This window comes from Microbacterium sp. LWH3-1.2 (genome assembly GCF_040675855.1).
Taxonomy (GTDB): Bacteria; Actinomycetota; Actinomycetes; order Actinomycetales; family Microbacteriaceae; genus Microbacterium.
Genome location: NZ_JBEGIK010000001.1, coordinates 2,223,891 through 2,241,234, shown reverse-complemented (window position 1 = coordinate 2,241,234; position 17,344 = coordinate 2,223,891). Strand labels below are relative to the sequence as shown.

15 protein-coding genes are annotated in these 17,344 nt (G+C 71.4%); 4 read left to right on the top strand and 11 right to left on the bottom strand.

Annotated elements, in window-relative coordinates:
• Positions 1-23: 23 nt before the first annotated feature.
• The 7 genes from MRBLWH3_RS10310 to MRBLWH3_RS10280 all read right to left on the bottom strand — a co-directional run bounded on the left by MRBLWH3_RS10310 (position 24) and on the right by MRBLWH3_RS10280 (position 5,913).
• Entirely contained in the window at positions 24-1,418 is a 1,395-nt protein-coding gene (locus MRBLWH3_RS10310) for a pyridoxal phosphate-dependent decarboxylase family protein (protein WP_363431374.1), read from the bottom strand.
• A 61-nt stretch (positions 1,419-1,479) separates the two neighbouring features.
• Positions 1,480-2,274, bottom strand: coding sequence for an SseB family protein (locus tag MRBLWH3_RS10305; protein ID WP_363431371.1), 795 nt, complete (start codon positions 2,272-2,274; stop codon positions 1,480-1,482).
• Complete coding sequence (priA, locus tag MRBLWH3_RS10300) at positions 2,258-3,004, bottom strand: bifunctional 1-(5-phosphoribosyl)-5-((5-phosphoribosylamino)methylideneamino)imidazole-4-carboxamide isomerase/phosphoribosylanthranilate isomerase PriA (RefSeq protein WP_342000436.1); 747 nt, start codon at positions 3,002-3,004, stop codon at positions 2,258-2,260. Before priA ends, MRBLWH3_RS10305 begins: the two co-directional genes overlap by 17 nt.
• 72 nt (positions 3,005-3,076) lie before the next feature.
• Positions 3,077-3,748 carry an imidazole glycerol phosphate synthase subunit HisH gene (gene hisH, locus MRBLWH3_RS10295; RefSeq protein WP_363431368.1) on the bottom strand — a complete coding sequence of 224 codons (672 nt, stop codon included), beginning with the start codon at positions 3,746-3,748 and terminating at the stop codon, positions 3,077-3,079.
• Positions 3,745-4,353 carry an imidazoleglycerol-phosphate dehydratase HisB gene (hisB, locus tag MRBLWH3_RS10290; protein ID WP_363431365.1) on the bottom strand — a complete coding sequence of 203 codons (609 nt, stop codon included), beginning with the start codon at positions 4,351-4,353 and terminating at the stop codon, positions 3,745-3,747. Before hisB ends, hisH begins: the two co-directional genes overlap by 4 nt.
• Positions 4,350-5,444 carry a histidinol-phosphate transaminase gene (locus MRBLWH3_RS10285; RefSeq protein ID WP_363435445.1) on the bottom strand — a complete coding sequence of 365 codons (1,095 nt, stop codon included), beginning with the start codon at positions 5,442-5,444 and terminating at the stop codon, positions 4,350-4,352. The genes hisB and MRBLWH3_RS10285 overlap by 4 nt, the downstream gene beginning before the upstream one ends.
• A gap of 58 nt (positions 5,445-5,502) precedes the next feature.
• Positions 5,503-5,913, bottom strand: coding sequence for a LysM peptidoglycan-binding domain-containing protein (locus tag MRBLWH3_RS10280; protein WP_363431362.1), 411 nt, complete (start codon positions 5,911-5,913; stop codon positions 5,503-5,505).
• Positions 5,914-6,176: 263 nt separating this feature from the next.
• Between MRBLWH3_RS10280 and lexA the strand changes: the two genes are divergently transcribed.
• Positions 6,177-6,857 carry a transcriptional repressor LexA gene (lexA, locus tag MRBLWH3_RS10275; RefSeq protein ID WP_045297256.1) on the top strand — a complete coding sequence of 227 codons (681 nt, stop codon included), beginning with the start codon at positions 6,177-6,179 and terminating at the stop codon, positions 6,855-6,857.
• A 115-nt stretch (positions 6,858-6,972) separates the two neighbouring features.
• Entirely contained in the window at positions 6,973-8,490 is a 1,518-nt protein-coding gene (locus tag MRBLWH3_RS10270) for a hypothetical protein (protein ID WP_363431358.1), read from the top strand.
• Here the strand turns inward: MRBLWH3_RS10270 and metE are convergent.
• Together metE and MRBLWH3_RS10260 are read right to left on the bottom strand one after the other, a co-directional pair.
• Positions 8,487-10,823 carry a 5-methyltetrahydropteroyltriglutamate--homocysteine S-methyltransferase gene (gene metE / locus MRBLWH3_RS10265; RefSeq protein WP_363431355.1) on the bottom strand — a complete coding sequence of 779 codons (2,337 nt, stop codon included), beginning with the start codon at positions 10,821-10,823 and terminating at the stop codon, positions 8,487-8,489. The genes MRBLWH3_RS10270 and metE overlap by 4 nt on opposite strands.
• A 95-nt stretch (positions 10,824-10,918) precedes the next feature.
• On the bottom strand, positions 10,919-11,881 hold the full coding sequence (locus MRBLWH3_RS10260; protein ID WP_363431352.1) for a methylenetetrahydrofolate reductase: 963 nt from the start codon (positions 11,879-11,881) through the stop codon (positions 10,919-10,921).
• 274 nt (positions 11,882-12,155) lie between these two features.
• Here MRBLWH3_RS10260 and MRBLWH3_RS10255 point away from each other — a divergent pair, with 274 nt between their 5' ends.
• The gene (locus MRBLWH3_RS10255) at positions 12,156-14,093 is read left to right on the top strand and encodes a S9 family peptidase (protein ID WP_363431350.1); all 1,938 of its coding nucleotides are present in this window, start codon (positions 12,156-12,158) and stop codon (positions 14,091-14,093) included.
• A 25-nt stretch (positions 14,094-14,118) separates the two neighbouring features.
• On the opposite strand, the gene hflX is transcribed toward MRBLWH3_RS10255, so the two are convergent.
• Complete coding sequence (hflX, locus tag MRBLWH3_RS10250; protein ID WP_363431347.1) at positions 14,119-15,636, bottom strand: GTPase HflX; 1,518 nt, start codon at positions 15,634-15,636, stop codon at positions 14,119-14,121.
• Positions 15,637-15,751: 115 nt separating this feature from the next.
• On the opposite strand from hflX, the gene MRBLWH3_RS10245 reads away from it, so the two are divergent.
• Positions 15,752-16,399 carry a class I SAM-dependent methyltransferase gene (locus tag MRBLWH3_RS10245; RefSeq protein ID WP_363431344.1) on the top strand — a complete coding sequence of 216 codons (648 nt, stop codon included), beginning with the start codon at positions 15,752-15,754 and terminating at the stop codon, positions 16,397-16,399.
• 6 nt (positions 16,400-16,405) lie between these two features.
• Here the strand turns inward: MRBLWH3_RS10245 and dapF are convergent, their stop codons facing one another.
• Positions 16,406-17,296 carry a diaminopimelate epimerase gene (gene dapF / locus MRBLWH3_RS10240; RefSeq protein ID WP_363431341.1) on the bottom strand — a complete coding sequence of 297 codons (891 nt, stop codon included), beginning with the start codon at positions 17,294-17,296 and terminating at the stop codon, positions 16,406-16,408.
• Between the last annotated feature and the right edge of the window lie 48 nt (positions 17,297-17,344).

Here is a 17,344-nt window from a genome sequence, read left to right as displayed (position 1 = left end):
GAAGCCCGCACACCTTTCGCGCCTCACTCGTCGACGCCGACCTCGGCCGCCCCGCGTGCCACGGCGTCGATCGTGCGGCGGACGGCCTCATCGTCGGTACCGTGGTTGCTCACCGCGAAGCGCACGACCGTGCGGCCGTGCCAGGTCGACGAGGACGCCCAGACCGTGCCCTCCGCGCGAAGCCACTCCCCCAGCGCGGCGGTCGACGCGTCGTCCCCCGCCGCGAGGCACACCTGCGTGAACACGACGTCATTGAGCACTTCGAGCCCCGGAATCGCCCGGAATCCGGCAGCAAGGGCGGTGGCAGCATCCGTCAGCCCGTCGATCAGTCGGACGACCCCTTGACGGCCGAGCGACCGCAGCGCCGCCCATACCGGCACTCCGCGCGCACGGCGCGACATCTCCGTGACGTGGTCGTACGGATCCCTGACGCCCGGCATCGCGGGGAGATACGCCGCACGCGCACCCAGAGCTGCCGTCATCGCCGCGTCGTCACGGACGATCGCGACCCCGCAGTCGTAAGGGACGTTGAGCGTCTTGTGGGCGTCGGTCGCCCACGAGTCCGCGTGCGAGACGCCCTCGACCAGGTGCCGCGTCCGCGGACTCGCTGCAGCCCACAGACCGAATGCACCGTCGATGTGCACCCATGCGCCCGCCAGGTGCGCCACCTCCACCGCAGCGACGAAGTCGTCGAACGCGCCCGAGTGCACGTCGCCCGCCTGCAGGGCGACGATCGCGGGGGCATCGCCGTGCTCGTGGAGCGCTCGCGCGAGCCCGTCGACGTCGATCCGGCCCTGCGCGTCCGCGCCGACGGTTCGCGGGGCGCCCAGCCCCGACATCCGTCCTGCCAGCACGACCGAGGCGTGCACAGCGTCGCCCGCGAGGAAGCGGATGGGCGGCGCGTCGTGCACTCCCCGAGTCGGGTCGCCCCCACGTTCGCGGATGACGGCGTCGCGGGCGGCGATGAGGCAGCCCAGATTCGCACTCGTCGCGCCGGTCGAGAAGCCGACCCCGCTGTCGGGCGGCAGCCGGAGGACGTCGAGGAGCCACCGCGCGGCGGTCTCCTCAACGGCGGCCGTCGCGGCGGCCGCCTGGCGCGGCCCGGTGTTCTGATCCCACGCCGACACAAGCCAGTCGGCTGCGAGCGCGGCAGGATAGGTGCCACCGGTCACAAGACCGTAGAAGCGCGGCGAGCCCATCGCCATGAGACCCGGTTCCGCTGCGGCGACGAGCTCCTCCACGACATCGGTCACATCCCCGGCCTCGTCGGGCAGTTCGGCTCTCAGCCGGACGAGTATCGCGTCGGCACCGAGCTCGGGGCGGATCGGGCGCTCGTCGAGCGAGTCGAGCCACGCCATCGCGTGGCGATGCGCCGCGTGCAGCGCCCGCCCGTAGTCACTCCTGGCACCGTGCTCCATCCGGCCACCTCCGCGCAGCCGATCCTTCACCGGCCGGCCCGGCGCCGCAAGGGCTCGAGCGTCAGGCGCGGACGAGCTTGACGGTGAGGGAGTCCACGAGCACGGCGATGCGGTCGTCAGCGGCCCAGCGCTTCGCGAGGCGCGCGAGCACGGCGTCGAGCTCGGCCTTCTCGAGGCCGTCGATGAGGTGCAGGCGCACGACGAGCTCGGGGCCGCGCAGGCGTGCGTCCGGGTCGCCCGCCTCCACGGCGAGGTCGATGACCGAGAGCTCGCCGCCGATGCTCGCCTGCAGACCCGCGTACACCTCGGGCGAGAGGAAACTCGGCTCCCAGGGCTGGCCCTGGCCGATAGCCCATACGGCGGGGCGCCGGATGACGAACTCGGTCTCCGACGCCGGGTCGACCACGATGAGGTCGGTGTCGTCGGCCGCCGCGGACAGGGCGGTGCGCACGCCGTCCGCCGGAACCGGCCGGGCCGCAGCATCCCATCGCCTCATCGTTTCGACGGACGTGAACACCGGCAGCACGCGGCGGCCGTCGGGGGCGGCCACCGTGACGATCGAGAGCTCCTGCGTCTTGTCGACCTCGAGGCCGTGCGCCCCGATGCCGTGGTCGCCCTTCTCGGCGACGAGCGGGATCAGCAGGCGCGCCGCACGGTAGGCGTCGACGACCTCGCGCTGCCCGCCGGTGCCGGCGCGGAACCCGGTGAGGGCGGCCAGGAGCGCCGGGTCGGCGGACCCGTCGTCGGCGGCGTGCGAATTCGCCTGGAAGCTGCGCCCCTCCCACGGAACGCCCGCGGAGTCGCCGCCATGCCCATGGCCGTGGTGGGCGGCGTGCGGGTCAGTGTCCGGCGACATCCAGCGCCTCGGCGAGCGTGAACGCACCGGCGTAGAGCGCCTTGCCCACGATCGCGCCCTCGACGCCGAGCGGGACCAGGTCGCGCAGCGCCGCGATGTCGTCGAGGCTCGACACACCACCCGAGGCGACGATCGGCTTCGGTGTGCGGGTGGTCAGCTCGCGCAGCAGATCGAGGTTCGGGCCCTTGAGGGTGCCGTCCTTGGTGACGTCGGTGACGACGTAGCGGCTGCAGCCTGCCGACTCGAGGCGGTCGAGCACCGTCCACAGGTCGCCGCCCTCGCGCGTCCAGCCGCGCGCGGCGAGCGTCGTGCCGCGCACGTCGAGTCCGACGGCGATCGCGTCGCCATATCGGCCGATGACGTCCGCCGCCCACTCGGGGTTCTCGAGTGCGGCCGTGCCGAGGTTGATGCGCGACGCACCGCTCTCGAGCGCGGCCTCGAGCGTGCGGTCGTCGCGGATGCCGCCCGAGAGCTCCACCTGCACGCCGCGGACCTGCTTGATGACCTTGCGCAGCACGCCGGCGTTGCTTCCGCGACCGAACGCGGCGTCGAGATCGACGAGGTGGATCCACTCCGCGCCCTGACGAGCGAAGTCCAGTGCGGCATCGACGGGGTCGCCGTAGCTGGTCTCGGTGCCGGCCTCGCCCTGCGTCAGACGGACGGCCTTGCCGTCGGCCACATCGACGGCGGGCAGGAGGACGAGCTTGGGTGTGGACGCGAAATCGTTCATGGATCCTGACTCAGACGTGGGGAAGCTGTGGGGCGGATCACGGGAACACGCGCTCCCGTGGACGGCACGGTCTCAGAGGGTAGCCCCGCCGAGCCCGTCGATCCAATTCGTGAGGAGACGGATCCCGGCATCCCCCGACTTCTCCGGGTGGAACTGTGTGGCCGACAGCGGCCCGTTCTCGACCGCCGCAAGGAACGGCGTGCCGTACTCGCACCACGTCAGGACGGGCTCGGGGAAGGGCGGCTGCACGTCGAGCAGCCACTTCTGCGCGCCGAACGAATGGACGAAGTAGAAGCGCTCGTGCTCGATGCCGCGGAACAGGCGTGAGCCCTCGCCGGGCTCGACCGTGTTCCAGCCCATGTGGGGCAGCACGGGGGCGTCGAGCTCGGTCACGACACCGGGCCACTCGCCCATTCCCTCGGTGTCGACGCCGCGCTCGACACCGCGCTCGAAGAAGATCTGCATGCCGACGCACACGCCGAGCACCGGACGTCCGCCCGCGAGCCGACGCTCGATGAGTTCGTCGCCGCGGCTCGAGCGCAACGCCTCGACCACGGCGCGGAACGCGCCGACGCCGGGCACGAGAAGCCCGTCCGCATCCATGATGAGGCCGCGATCGGAGGTCAGTCGGGCGTCGGCGCCGGCCGCGACGAGTGCCTTGACCGCGGAGTGCACGTTACCCGACCCGTAGTCGAGCACGGCGACGAGCGGCTTCTCCTGTTCGGAGGGAGCGCTTGCGGTCACAGGGCGCCCTTCGTGCTGGGGATACCGTCGACGAGCGGGTCGAGCACCTTCGCCTGCCGGAACGCGCGGGCGAACGCTTTGTACTCCGCTTCGGCGATGTGGTGCGGATCACGACCCGACAGCACGCGGACGTGCACGGTGAGCGCCGAGTTGAACGCGATCGCCTCGAACGTGTGGCGCACGAGCGAGCCGGTGAAGTGGCCGCCGATGAGGTGGTGCTCGAAGCCGGCGGGCTCGCCGGTGTGCACGAGATAGGGGCGGCCGCTGATGTCGACCACGGCCTGGGCGAGGGCCTCGTCGAGAGGGACGAGCGCGTCGCCGTAGCGCGAGATGCCCGACTTGTCGCCGAGCGCCTCGCGGATCGCCTGGCCGAGCACGATCGAGATGTCTTCCACCGTGTGGTGGGCGTCGATGTCGGTGTCGCCCGACGCGCGGACTGTGAGATCGGTGAGCGAGTGCTTCGCGAACGCGGTCAGGAGGTGGTCGAAGAACGGCACCGTGGTGTCGATGCGGCTGCGGCCGGTGCCGTCGAGGTCGAGTTCGAGTTCGACCGTCGACTCGCTCGTCGCCCGGCGCAGCGAGGCGGTACGTGGTGCGGCGCTCATGCCGCCGATCCTACCGAGGCGAGGGCGTCGAGGAACGCGGTGGTCTCTTCCGCGGTACCCGCGGTGACCCGCAGGTGCGACGGGATTCCGACGTCGCGGATGAGCACGCCCTCGTCGTAGAGCGCCTTCCAGATCGCGGCCGGATCGGCCACGCCGCCGAACAGCACGAAGTTCGTCCACGACTCGTGGGGCGTGTACCCGAGTGCCTCGACCGTGGCCGAGATGCGGTCGCGCTGGGCGACGATCTCGTCGACCATGCCCAGCATGACGGGCGCGTGGCGCAGCGCCGCGGACGCCGCCGCCTGGGTCAGCGCGCTGAGGTGGTACGGCAGGCGCACGAGGCGCAGCGCGTCGATGAGGGCGGGGTCCGCGGCGAGGTAGCCGACACGGGCACCGGCGAACGCGAACGCCTTGCTCATGGTGCGCGAGACGACGAGGCGCTCGCGCCCGGGCAGCAGAGTCAGCGCCGAGCGCTCGTCGTGCGGGGCGAACTCGAAGTACGCCTCGTCCACGACGACGACGCCGTCGGTGGCCTCGTACACGGCTTGAACGACGTCGAGCCCGAGCGGGGTGCCGGTCGGGTTGTTCGGCGAGCACAGGAAGATCACATCGGGCGAGGCATCGGAGATCTGGGATGCCGCGTCCTCCGCGTCGATCGCGTAGTCGGCCGATCGGGTGCCGGAGATCCACTCCGCTCCGGTGCCGCGCGTGAGCAGCGGGTACATGGAGTAGGTAGGCGTGAAGCCGAACGCGGTGCGCCCCGGCCCCGCGAACGCCTGCAGGATGTGCTGCAGCACCTCGTTCGACCCGTTCGCGGCCCAGATCTGATCGCGGGTGAGACCGTGGCCGAGATAGTCGGCGAAGCCTTCGCGCAATGCGGTGAACTCGCGGTCGGGGTATCGGTTGACGTCACGCAGTGCGAGGGCGATCGAGTCCAGGATGTCGTCGGCGACCTCAGCAGGAACGGGATGCGTGTTCTCGTTGACGTTGAGGGCGACCGGGAGCGGTGCCTGGGGGGCGCCGTAGGGCTTCTGCCCTCGGAGATCGGCGCGTAGGGGGAGGTCTTCGAGACGTGCACTCACCCATCCCATGGTAGGCCCGACCGTCATGACCCCCTCGCCGCGTGACGTCGCGCGACGCACCGCGCGATCAACGGTCGTACGCCGCCGGAATCGCGAGGCGCTGTCCCGCCTGGACGAGAACCGTGTCGAGCGCGTTCAGTCGCACGAGCTCATCGACGACGTCGCGCGGATCGCGGTCGGGCGCGACCTCTTCGGCGATCGTCCACAGCGATTCACCGGGCGCCACGGTGACCGTGGTGAACGAGCCGGCAGGTGCGCCCGCGTCGCGCGACGCGAGCGCCGAGCCTCCCCCGAGCACCGCAACGCTCAGTGCGATGACCGCAGGAAGGGAGGCCAGCACGGCGAGTACGCGACGACCGCGCACGGTCAGGCGCAGACGCGTGGATCGCCCGGCGACGGCGCGCGTGGCGCGGTGGGCTGCGGCGCCGGCGACGCGCGCCGGCGACGGGACGGACGTCGTGAAGTCGATCGCGGTCATGCTCGTCTCCTCCTGATGGGGAGAGATTCGCATTCTCCACTCGGCCGGGAGTGGAGAATGCGAAGCTCTCTTCCGAAGCTATCTTCGAGTCTGTACGATGTCAACACCGGGTTCGGGCGTCGATCTCTCGAACGCGACACGCGGTGCGGTTGCCACCTCATCGCGTGGGATCCGGATACGGTTTCGATACGAGAACCCCACCACGGGCCTCCGACATTCGAAGAAACAGCGCTCGGAGGCCGAGCGCAGGACGGAGCCGGAAGATGAGCGACGCGGCCGGGCGAGAGAAGCCCCAGACCCGCCGGCGCAAGAGCCTGAGCGACAAGCAGCTCGCGATCCTCGAAGTGATCCAGCGCTCGATCGCCCGTCACGGCTACCCGCCCAGCATGCGCGAGATCGGCGATGCCGTCGGACTCAAGTCGCTGTCGAGCGTCACGCACCAGCTCAACCAGCTCGAGCTGAGCGGCTATCTGCGGCGCGACGCCGGCAAGACCCGCGCGATGGAAGTGCTCATCGATCTGCCCGGCACTGCCACCGAGAGCCCCGCCGACGCCGCGCCGTCGGTCGGCGACGCCGCGCTCGTCCCGTTGGTCGGCCGCATCGCCGCGGGCGTCCCGATCACGGCCGAGCAGCAGGTGGAGGAGATCTTCCCCCTCCCCCGCCAGCTGGTCGGCAAGGGCGACCTGTTCATGCTGAAGGTCTCCGGCGAATCGATGATCGACGCCGCGATCTGCGACGGCGACTGGGTCGTGGTGCGATCGCAGGCCACGGCCGACAACGGCGACATCGTCGCGGCGATGCTCGACGGCGAGGCGACCGTCAAGACGTTCCGCCAGCGTGATGGTCACACGTGGCTTCTCCCCCGCAACTCCGCGTTCGAGCCGATCCTGGGCGACGACGCCACCGTGCTCGGCAAGGTCGTCGCAGTGCTGCGCGCGGTCTGACCCGGCTCTTCCCGGCGTCCAGCCGCCCTCTGGGTCGGTGAGCGTTCAGGCACGGTTCGACACCAACTGGTGCGGTGGGTGGCGGTGGATGACGAGCAGGCGCTATAAGGGGGGAATGACCGCCGCAACGCCCTCGCCAGACGTTCCCGACCTCCAGGCCCGTCTGGACGCGCTCGAGGCCGAGAACGCCCTCCTCAAAGCGGGCACCGCTCCTGCTCCGTCGAGCGGGAGGACGGCGAACCGTCCGACGGGCAGCGGATGGCGGGCGTTCTTCTCGGCGCTGTGCATCGTGATCGCGTCGATCCTCGTCCCTATCTCGATCGTGACCGCGTGGGCGCGGCTGGAGCTCGTGGACGAATCGGCGTTCGTGCAGACTCTCGCTCCGCTCGCCGACGATCCCGCCGTCCAGCAGATGATCATCGATGAGACGGTCGAGGCCGTCCAGGCGCAGGTCGACTTCGAGCAGCTCACGGCGAACGTGTTCGAGGGGATCGACCAGCTCGGACTGCCGCCGCGGGCCTCGCAGGCGCTCCAGCTGCTCCAGGCACCGGCGGCGCAAGGTCTGGAGAGCCTCCTCACGCAGACCGTGACGCGCGTCGTCGAGTCGGACGCATTCGCCGACACCTGGACGGCGACCACGCGTGCGGCCCACCGCGCCCTCACCGCCGCGGCGACCTCCGACGGCGGCGGCATCGTCGTCATGAGCGACGAGGGTCTCGGCATCCAGCTCGGCGCGATCGTCGAGCGCGTGAAGCAGAACCTCATCGATCGCGGGGTGGGCATCGCCCAGCTGATCCCGGCCGTCGACAAGGTCGTCATCATCGGCACCGGCGACACCCTCGTGACGATCCGCACGACGTACGCGCTGGCCGCGGCGCTCGGCTGGTGGCTGCCGATCATCACGATCGGCCTCTTCGTGCTGGGAATCCTCATCGCGCGCCGCCGGAGCACCGCCGTGCTCGGCTCGGGCATCGGCTTCGCGCTCGGCGGCGGCGTCCTGGCGCTGGCGTTCGCGGTCGGCTACCCCATCGTCGGCCAGACAGCCGTCCAGCTCGGGCTGTCCGCTACCGCTCTCGACGTCGTCTACCAGAGTCTCGTCGGCGCGATGCAGCAGACCGCCGCCATCGCGGTGCTTCTCGGGCTCGTCATCGCCGTGCTGGGCTGGTTCGCGGGCCGCTGGTCGCCGGCCGCACGGTCTCGGCAGGCGATCGGCAGCCTCAACTCGTCGGCGCGCCGTCAGCTCTCGAGCCACGGCTTCCGCACCGGGCGCTTCGGGATCTGGCTCTCCCGCTACCGCACGCTCGTCCGCACGTTGATCATCGTCATCGCCGTCATCTGGCTGTTCGCGCTGCGACCGCTGTCGGCGGGCGACATCTTCCTGGTGCTCATCGTCGCGCTGGTGGTGACGTGGATCCTCGAGCTGCTGCAGGTCCGTCCCGACGAAGTGGTGGCGGCAGACGAGCCGGTACTCGAAGACGCCGGCCTCTACGGCAGCGCCGACACCCCGGTGATCGACGCCGACACGGTCGTCGTCGACGACACGAACGACACCGAGGTCATCCCCGCGACGACGGATGCCTCGGCCGACGCGTCCACGCCGGCCGAGGCATCCGCGAAGAAACCCCGCGCTTAGAGGCCCGCCTCCACGCGCTCGCGCACGAGTCCGGTCGCCTCGACGAGGTTCTTCAGGGAGGCGACGGTCTCGTCGTACCCACGGGTCTTGAGCCCGCAGTCCGGGTTGACCCAGACGCGTCGCAGCGCCAGCTCGGCGACCGTGCGGTCGAGGAGCTCGGTGATCTCGTCGACCGACGGCACCCGCGGCGAGTGGATGTCGTACACGCCGGGGCCGATGCCGGCCGCGAAGCCCGACGCCCGGATGTCGCCGATCACCTCGCCGCGGCTGCGGGCGGCCTCGATCGAGGTCACGTCGGCGTCGAGCGCTGCGATCGCGTCGATGACCACATCGAACTCGGAGTAGCACAGGTGCGTGTGCACCTGTGTCGCCGGTGCGGCCCCCGCGGTCGCGAGGCGGAACGAGCCGACCGACCACTCGAGATAGGCGGCCTGGTCGGCTCCCTTGAGCGGGAGCAGCTCCCGCAACGCCGGCTCGTCGACCTGGATGACGCGGATGCCGGCGTCCTCGAGGTCGGCGATCTCGTCGCGGAGGGCCAGTGCCACCTGGTTGGCGGTCTCACCGAGGGGCTGGTCGTCGCGCACGAACGACCACGCCAGGATCGTCACCGGCCCGGTCAGCATCCCCTTCATGGGCTTGTCGGTGAGCGACTGCGCGAACGTCGACCAGGCGACGGTGATCGGCGCCGGGCGTGACACGTCGCCCCACAGGATCGACGGGCGCGTGGCGCGCGAGCCGTACGACTGGACCCAGCCGTTCTCGGTCACCGCGAACCCGTCCAGGTTCTCGGCGAAGTACTGCACCATGTCGTTGCGCTCGGCCTCGCCGTGCACGAGGACATCGAGGCCGATGTCCTCCTGCAGCGTCACGACGCGCGCGATCTCGTCGCGCAGGAACCGCTCGTACTCGTCGACGCCGAGTTCGCCGCGGCCGTGCCGAGCTCGGGCGCGGCGGATGGCGCCGGTCTGCGGGAACGAACCGATCGTGGTCGTCGGCAGTACGGGGAGTGCCAGCTCTGCATCCTGCGCCGCGACGCGGGCGCCGTAGTCTCCACGGTCGAAGTCGCCGGCGCCGAGCACCGCAGCCCGCTCGCGCACCACGCCGTCGCGGACGCCGGGCGCGCTCCGCCGGTCGGCCAGGGAGGCGGATGCTGCGGCCAGCTCGCCGGCGATGGCCGCTCGCCCGTCGACCAGACCGGTTGCGAGTGTCACCACCTGCCCGACCTTCTGGTCGGCGAAGGCGAGCCACGAGGCGAGCCGCGGGTCGAGCGCGGACTCGTCCGCGACGTCGTGCGGCACGTGTTGGAGCGAGGTCGACGTACCCGCGCTGATCTCCGAGGCCCCGAGGACGCTCAGCGCCTGCAGGCGCTCCCACGCGGCGTCGAGATCACCGCGCCACACGTTCCGGCCGTCGACGACGCCACCCACGAGGGTCTTGCGGTTCAAGCCCGGCGCGGGCGCGGGCACGGCGCCGCGGGTCAGGTCGATGGCGACGGCCTCGATCGGGGCCGCGGCGAGCGCCGTCCACGCCTCGGGCGACAGCTGCGCGTAGCCGGCGCCGACGAGGATCGCCGGCCGGTCCGCGCGAACCCCCAGTGCGGCATAGGCACGCGCGGCGGCATCCGCCAGGGCCGCCGGGTCGGCCGGCAGGCTCTCGCTCACCAGCGCGGGCTCGTCCAGCTGGACCCACTCGGCGCCTGCGGCGCGGAGGGCGGAGAGCAGCTCGGCGTACACCGGCAGCAGGTCGTCGAGACGAGTGAGCGGGTCGAAGCCCTGGGGCGCAGCATCCGTCGCCTTCGCGAGAGCGAGAAGCGTCACCGGACCCACGACCACAGGGCGAACGGTGAAGCCGTCGGCCTTCGCCTCGGCCACCTGGCGCGCGAACCGGTCGCTCGAGAGCGCGAAGGCCGTCTCAGGGCCGATCTCGGGCACGAGGTAGTGGTAGTTCGTGTCGAACCACTTGGTCATCTCCAGGGGCGCGTCCTCCCCCGCACCGCGCGCCGCGGTGAAGTACGCTTCCAGGCCGACGGCGCCGTCGATCTCGCGCAGCGCGGCGAACCGCTCGGGCAGCGCACCGACCGTGACGGCCGCGTCGTGCACCTGGTCGTAGAACGAGAAGGATTCGGGGATCGACGAGTCGTCGCGGCCGAGGCCGAGCGCGGCGAGGCGCTCGCGCGTGGCGCGTCGCAGGCCGGTCGCAGTCTGCTCCAGGGTCTCGGCATCGATGTCGCCGGACCAGAACGCCTCGACGGCGCGCTTCAGCTCGCGGCGGCGTCCGATCCGGGGGTAGCCCAGGATCGTGCCGTGGGGGAAGGTGGCGCGGGGTTCGGTCATCGTGCTCTCTCTTTCGCTTCGTTGTTCATCTCGGAGTGGGGTTTTCGGGTCGCCGAAGAGACCCGTCGGGCATCCGACGGATCGCGGCGTCCGCGTCAGCGGACCGCGTCGGGCATTCGCGTCGCCGGGTCCAGCACCCCGGCTTCACGCAGCACGTCGAGAACCGTGTCGTGGTTGTTGAAGGCGTACAGGTGGACTCCGGGGGCGCCGCCGTCCACGACCTCGCGGGAGAGGCGTGCCGCGTGCGCGACGCCGACCACCCGCTGCCCCTCCGCGGTCGGCTCGATCTCGAGCGCGATCGCGAGGTCTGCCGGCAGCTGCTCCCCTGTCAGCTCGAGCACGCGCCGCAGTCGCGTGGGCGAGGTGATCGGCATGATGCCGGGGAGGATGGGGATCGTGACGCCGGCCTCGCGCGATCGCTGCACGAAGGCGAGGTAGTCGTCCGCGTGGAAGAAGAGCTGCGTGATCGCGAGCGTGGCACCAGCCGCCTGCTTCGCGAGCAGCGCGTCGATGTCTTCGAACGGATGCCGCGACCGCGGATGGCCGTTGGGGAACGCGGCCACGGCGATGTCCACCCTGGGACGCTCCGCGAGTCGCACGGCACCCGGCACACCGGGGATCGGCGCCTCGCTGTAGGGCTCCCGCTCCGCCTGGACCCGGTCGATGAGCTGCACGAGCTGCGCCGCGCTGTCGAGGTCGCCGAGGAAGACGTCGTCTTCCGACACACCGGCGGGCGGGTCGCCGCGGAGTGCGAGGAAGCTGGTGATCCCGGCGTCCAGGAACTCCCGGATCAGGGCGTTCGCGCCGGCGTAGGTGTTCCCGACGCAGGTGAGGTGTGCGAGCGGCTCGACATGGGTCTCGCGCAGGATGTGGGTCAGAAGCTCGAGCGACCGTCCGCCGGTGGAGCCGCCGGCGCCGTAGGTCACCGAGATGAACCTCGGATCGACCGATGCCAGGTGGCGGATCGTCTCGTGGAGGGCGGCGACGCCCGCGTCGGAGCGCGGCGGGTACACCTCGAAGGAGATCGGCACGGGAGGAATGCTCAGGTCGATCGACATGGCCTGCTTCTCAGGGATCGGCGGACAGGGCTGAGCCGAACGGGGGGCCCGGGCGGCCGCGGCACCTCACCTCCACCGGACGGCGGAAGGGGTGTCAATGCGGGCGGGTGCCGGGCTCGGCTGTCGCACCTGCCCGGTGCCCCGAGGTTCGGGGCGTCCGTGAGGACGACCGGGCGACGATGGCTCCACGGTAGCGGAGCCGGGCGCCCCGTGCGCCGCCTGTGACGTTCTGTGTCATCGCGCCGACAGCCGGCTTCGTCGTAGCGTGGTGTGCGTGACGACACCCGACGTGCTCCCCTACGGCAGCTGGCCATCCCCGATCTCGGCCGTCGACGTATCCGCGGCCTCGCCGCGCCTCGAGGGCGCGCGTTTCGTCGGCGCGGACGACCCGGAGGTGTGGTGGGGCGAGTCGGTGCCCGAAGAGGGGGGCCGCTCCGCAGTGCGCCGGAAGTCAGCATCGGGAGCCGTCGTCGACGTGCTCCCCGCACCATGGAGCGCGCGATCGCGCGTGCACGAGTACGGTGGCGGCGCGTGGACGGCCGACGACGACGGCGTGCTGTACTTCGTCGAGAAGTCGGACCAGCGCGTGTGGCGACTCGACCCGGGCAGTGAGCCGCGCCCGCTCACGCCGGACGCCGGTCACGTCCGCTTCGGCGGCCTGACGCTTCAGCAGGGCCGTCTGCTCGCGGTGCGCGAGGACCACACCCGCGGCACCGCCGTGCCGGTTCGCGACATCGTGCGCATCCCCCTGGACGGCACGGCAACGGATGCTGCGCGCCTGATCCCTCTCGCCGGCGGCAGCGACTTCGTCGCCCACCCCGCGCTGTCGCCCGACGGCACGCGTCTCGCGTGGATCGCATGGGATCACCCGCACATGGCCTGGGACCGCGCGGAGCTCCGCATCGGCCGGCTCGAGGGCGGCGACGGCCCGGAGTGGACCACCGTCGCGGGCGGCGGCTCCTCGCCGCTGCAGCCCGCGTGGATCGACGATGACGACCTGGTCTACGCCGACGATCCCACCGGTCGCTGGAACCTGTGGCGGTTGCGGCTCACCGCCGACCTCCGACGCGAGCCGGTCGCTGCGGCGGACGCCGACACCGGCGGGCCGCTGTGGGTGCTCGGCACACGATGGTTCTCCCTGCTCGGCGACGGGCGCATCGTCGCGGTGCAGACGAACGGATCCGACGAGCTCGTGGTGCTCGACACCGCCGGTGGATGCCGCACGCTGCCTGTCGACGCGGTCACGCGCCTGTCGATCGAAGACGCCCGCGGCACGCGCGTGCTGGTCTCGGGCGCCGGCTCCGGCGGCGCCGGGCTGTGGGAGATCGATGTTGAAGACCCCGCGGCGACGCGGCTCCTCGTCGGCGGCGGGTCACCGTGGGCAGCCGAGTGGATGCCGCGCTCCCGCGCGGTCACCGTGCCCGGTCCCCACGGACCCGTGCACGCCTTCGACTATCCGCCGACGAGTCCCGGCGTCGTGGGCCGCGACGGCGAGAGGCCCCCCTACGTCGTGTTCGTCCACGGGGGGCCGACCGATCACGTCGGGGGCGCCGCATCCGGGAAGATCGCCTACCTGACCAGCCGCGGCATCGGCGTGCTCGACGTCAACTACGGAGGCTCGAGCGGCTACGGCCGCGCCTACCGCGAGCGCCTGCTCGGGCAGTGGGGAATCGTCGACGTCGACGACGTCGTCGCCGCCGCGCGCGGGCTGGCGGACGCCGCCGCGGCCGACGGGCGCCGGCTCGCGATCGCAGGCGGCTCGGCGGGCGGCTGGACGGTGCTGTGCGCGCTGACCAACTCCGACGTCTTCGGCGCAGGCATCAGCCGCTACGGTGTCGCGGACCTCCGCACGCTCGCCGAGGACACGCACGACTTCGAGGCCCGCTACCTCGACGGCATGGTGGGGCCGCTCCCCGAGGCGGAGGCGCTGTACGTCGAGCGGTCGCCGTTGACCCACCTCGATCGGCTCAAGACGCCGCTGCTCATCGAACAGGGGCTGGACGACCTCGTCGTGCCGCCATCGCAGTCCGAGGCGGTGCGGGACGCCCTCGCGGCGAACGGCGTCGCGCACGCCTACCTCGCGTTCGAGGGCGAAGGGCACGGGTTCCGTAGCGCAACGACACTCGTGCGGACGATGGAGGCCGAGCTCGCGTTCCTCGGCCAGGTGTTCGGCTTCGAGACCCCGGGCGTGCCGCCGCTCGAGCTCGCGTAGCGGCTCGAGCGACGGCTTGCGGATCTCAGACGGTGAAGGGAGCGAGTCGCGCAGCGAGGTGCTCGCCGACGCGGACATGCACGGCGGTGCCGCCCTCCTCGTGCTCCTGCGACAGGATCATGCCCTGTTCGTGGATCGCCGACACCAGGTCGCCGCGGTCGTAGGGCACCAGTGCCCGAACCTCGACAGCCGGCAGCGGCAGTGTCTCCTCGATGAGCGCCCGGAGTTCGTCGATCCCCTCGCCCGTGCGGGACGACGCGAAGACGGCCTTCGGCTCGAGTCCACGCAGCAGCAGACGGGCATCGTCATCGATCAGGTCGGCCTTGTTGAAGACGATGATCTCGGGGATGTCGCGCGCCCCCACGTCACCGATCACGTCGCGCACCGTCGCCAGCTGGGCAGCCGGGTCAGGATGCGAGCCGTCGACGACGTGCACGATGACGTCGGCGTCGCCGACTTCTTCGAGCGTCGAGCGGAAGGCCTCCACCAGCTGGTGCGGCAGGTTCCGCACGAACCCGACGGTGTCGGTGAGCGTGTAGATGCGGCCGTCGCCGGTCTCGGTGCGCCGTACGGTGGCGTCCAGCGTCGCGAACAGCGCATTCTCGACGAGCACGCCCGCACTGGTGAGGCGATTGAGCAGCGACGACTTGCCGGCGTTCGTGTAGCCCGCGATCGCGACCGACGGGATCGTGTTGCGCTTGCGCTCGGCGCGCTTGGCGTCGCGCGCCGGCGCGAAGTCGCGGATCTGCTTGCGCAGCTGCGCCATGCGCGTGCGGATGCGGCGACGATCGAGCTCGATCTTCGTCTCACCGGGACCACGCGAACCCATGCCGGCGCCGCCCGCACCCACCTGGCCACCGGCCTGACGGCTCATCGAGTCACCCCAGCCGCGCAGGCGCGGCAGCAGGTACTCGAGTTGTGCGAGCTCGACCTGGGCCTTGCCTTCGCGGCTCTTCGCGTGCTGGCTGAAGATGTCGAGGATCACCGTCGTGCGGTCGATCACCTTGACCTTGACGACGTCCTCGAGCGCGCGCCGCTGGCTGGGCGCGAGTTCGGTGTCGGCGATCACGGTGTCGGCTCCGACCGCGACGACGATGTCGCGCAGCTCCTCCGCCTTGCCACGGCCCACGTAGGTCGCGGGGTCGGGGTGCGGGCGCCGCTGCAGCACGCCGTCGAGCACGACGGCACCGGCGGTCTCGGCCAGTGCGGAGAGCTCGCGCAGCGAGTTCTCGGCGTCCTCGGTCGCGCCCTGCGCGTGCACGCCGACGAGGACGACGTTCTCGAGCCGCAGCTGCCGGTACTCGACCTCGGTGACATCCTCGAGCTCGGTGGAGAGCCCTGGGACGCGCCGGAGCGCCGCGCGCTCCTCGCGATCCCACTGCTCGCCGTCGGTGTCGGCACGCCCGATCGTGGCCTCGTCCTGGAGCGCCTGAGCGGCTCCGAAGACGTGCACCCCCGAGCGCGCTTCGGCGCGCGCCAGCACGCGATCCACCGGGTCGACCGGCGTCTCGTCGGTGCTCTGGGGTGTCGTGGTATCCGTCATGTGTTCCTTCGCTCATTGCCGGGGATGCCGTTTTCCGCCGCTCATCGGCCGGTTCGCGGCATCCGTGAATTCTAGCTTCCCGCCATGCCGGGCGCCTCCGCTAGGCTCATCCGTCATGGGGAGTGACCACTATTTCAGTGCGACGCCCGCCAGCCCCGAGAATCTGCGCCGCATCCGGGTCACACTCGCCGGTCGCGATCTCGAGGTCACGACCGCCGGGGGCGTTTTCAGCCCCGATCACGTGGACTCGGGAACCGCGGTGCTGCTGTCGAACACTCCCCCGCCTCCGGCGGGCGGGAGCTTCCTCGACCTCGGGTGCGGGTGGGGGCCGATCGCGCTCAGCCTTGCGCTCGATGCGCCTCACGCGACGGTCTGGGCCGTCGACGTGAACGAACGAGCGCTCGACCTGGTGCGTCGTAACGCTTCGGCACTCGGGCTCACGAACGTGAACGCCTCGCTGCCCGACGATGTTCCCGACGACATCGTGTTCCGCACGATCCGGTCGAATCCACCGATCCGCGTGGGCAAGAACGAGCTGCATGGTCTGCTCGAACGCTGGCTTCCCCGGCTCGACGAGCGGGCGGACGCGTGGCTCGTGGTGCAGCGCAATCTCGGGTCCGACTCGCTGCAGCGGTGGCTCGCCGCGACGCTCGACCGGCGCTTCAGCGTGCACCGCGCCGCGACCGCTCGCGGCTTCCGCGTACTCAAGGTTCGCCGTCACGGCTCGCCGCCGAGCGAGCCGATCGACCTGCCCGCGCTCTGACACCCGCTACGCGAGCGTGACCTCGCCCGTGTAGACGAGGGTCGCGGGGCCCGACAGCAGCACGTGCCGCTCACCGTCGACCTCGGGCATCCGCACGCCCAGCGTGCCGCCCGGCACCTCGACGACCCAGTGGTCCGGTGCCGCGGGGCCGGCCCAGTGGCGCACCGCGAGCGCCGCAGCGGCGACGCCGGTCCCGCAGCTGAGCGTCTCGCCGACGCCGCGCTCGAACACGCGCATGCGGATCGAGCCGACGCCCTCGTGTACGAGCGGGTCGCTCGGCACCACGAACTCGACGTTCGCGCCGTGGGGCGGCTCAGGCTGGAGCAGCGGCTGCGCGGCGAGGTCGAGCCCCTCGAGCTCCGCGTCGTCGGGCAGCGCCACGACGACATGCGGGTTGCCCACATCGATCCCGACCCCCGGCCTCGGTGCGCCTCCGCCGCGCGTGCGGACGAGCACACCGGAGTCGTCGACGACGAACGGGCCGAGGTCGACCTCGTACCCGCGGTCGCTTCGGGTGACCGTCTTGACGCCGGCGCGCGTGCCGACGTTGAGGGGCGCGCCGTCGAGATCGGCCCAGCCGACATCGACGAGGTAGCGCACGAAGACCCGCACGCCGTTGCCGCACATCTCCGCCTTCGAACCGTCGGCGTTGCGGTAGTCCATGAACCATTCCACGGTGCCCGATGAAGGTGTGGATGCTGCCAGCAGCTCTCTGCCCTCGTCGATCGCACTCGCACGCACCACACGCAGGATGCCGTCGCCGCCGATGCCGAAGCGCCGGTCGCACAGCACCGCGACCTGGTCGTCGCTGAGGTCGAGCGTTCCATCGGGGTCGGGAACGATCACGAAGTCGTTGCCGGTGCCGTGGCCCTTGGTGAACGCGATCGTCTGCGGCATCGCACCAGTCTACGGGCGCGATCGGAGGCGCCGGCCAGGCGCGACACC

Excerpts from the sequence above, each read along its gene's own strand:
- priA (WP_342000436.1), bottom strand. The coding sequence starts at position 3,004 with ATGAACGATTTCGCGTCCACACCCAAGCTCGTCCTCCTGCCCGCCGTC.
- lexA (WP_045297256.1), top strand. The coding sequence starts at position 6,177 with ATGAGCGACGCGGCCGGGCGAGAGAAGCCCCAGACCCGCCGGCGCAAG.
- metE (WP_363431355.1), bottom strand. The coding sequence starts at position 10,823 with ATGACCGAACCCCGCGCCACCTTCCCCCACGGCACGATCCTGGGCTAC.
- MRBLWH3_RS10270 (WP_363431358.1), top strand. The coding sequence starts at position 6,973 with ATGACCGCCGCAACGCCCTCGCCAGACGTTCCCGACCTCCAGGCCCGT.
- MRBLWH3_RS10245 (WP_363431344.1), top strand. The coding sequence starts at position 15,752 with ATGGGGAGTGACCACTATTTCAGTGCGACGCCCGCCAGCCCCGAGAAT.
- hflX (WP_363431347.1), bottom strand. The coding sequence starts at position 15,636 with ATGACGGATACCACGACACCCCAGAGCACCGACGAGACGCCGGTCGAC.
- MRBLWH3_RS10305 (WP_363431371.1), bottom strand. The coding sequence starts at position 2,274 with ATGTCGCCGGACACTGACCCGCACGCCGCCCACCACGGCCATGGGCAT.
- hisB (WP_363431365.1), bottom strand. The coding sequence starts at position 4,353 with ATGAGCGCCGCACCACGTACCGCCTCGCTGCGCCGGGCGACGAGCGAG.
- MRBLWH3_RS10285 (WP_363435445.1), bottom strand. The coding sequence starts at position 5,444 with ATGGGATGGGTGAGTGCACGTCTCGAAGACCTCCCCCTACGCGCCGAT.
- MRBLWH3_RS10280 (WP_363431362.1), bottom strand. The coding sequence starts at position 5,913 with ATGACCGCGATCGACTTCACGACGTCCGTCCCGTCGCCGGCGCGCGTC.
- MRBLWH3_RS10260 (WP_363431352.1), bottom strand. The coding sequence starts at position 11,881 with ATGTCGATCGACCTGAGCATTCCTCCCGTGCCGATCTCCTTCGAGGTG.
- MRBLWH3_RS10310 (WP_363431374.1), bottom strand. The coding sequence starts at position 1,418 with ATGGAGCACGGTGCCAGGAGTGACTACGGGCGGGCGCTGCACGCGGCG.
- dapF (WP_363431341.1), bottom strand. The coding sequence starts at position 17,296 with ATGCCGCAGACGATCGCGTTCACCAAGGGCCACGGCACCGGCAACGAC.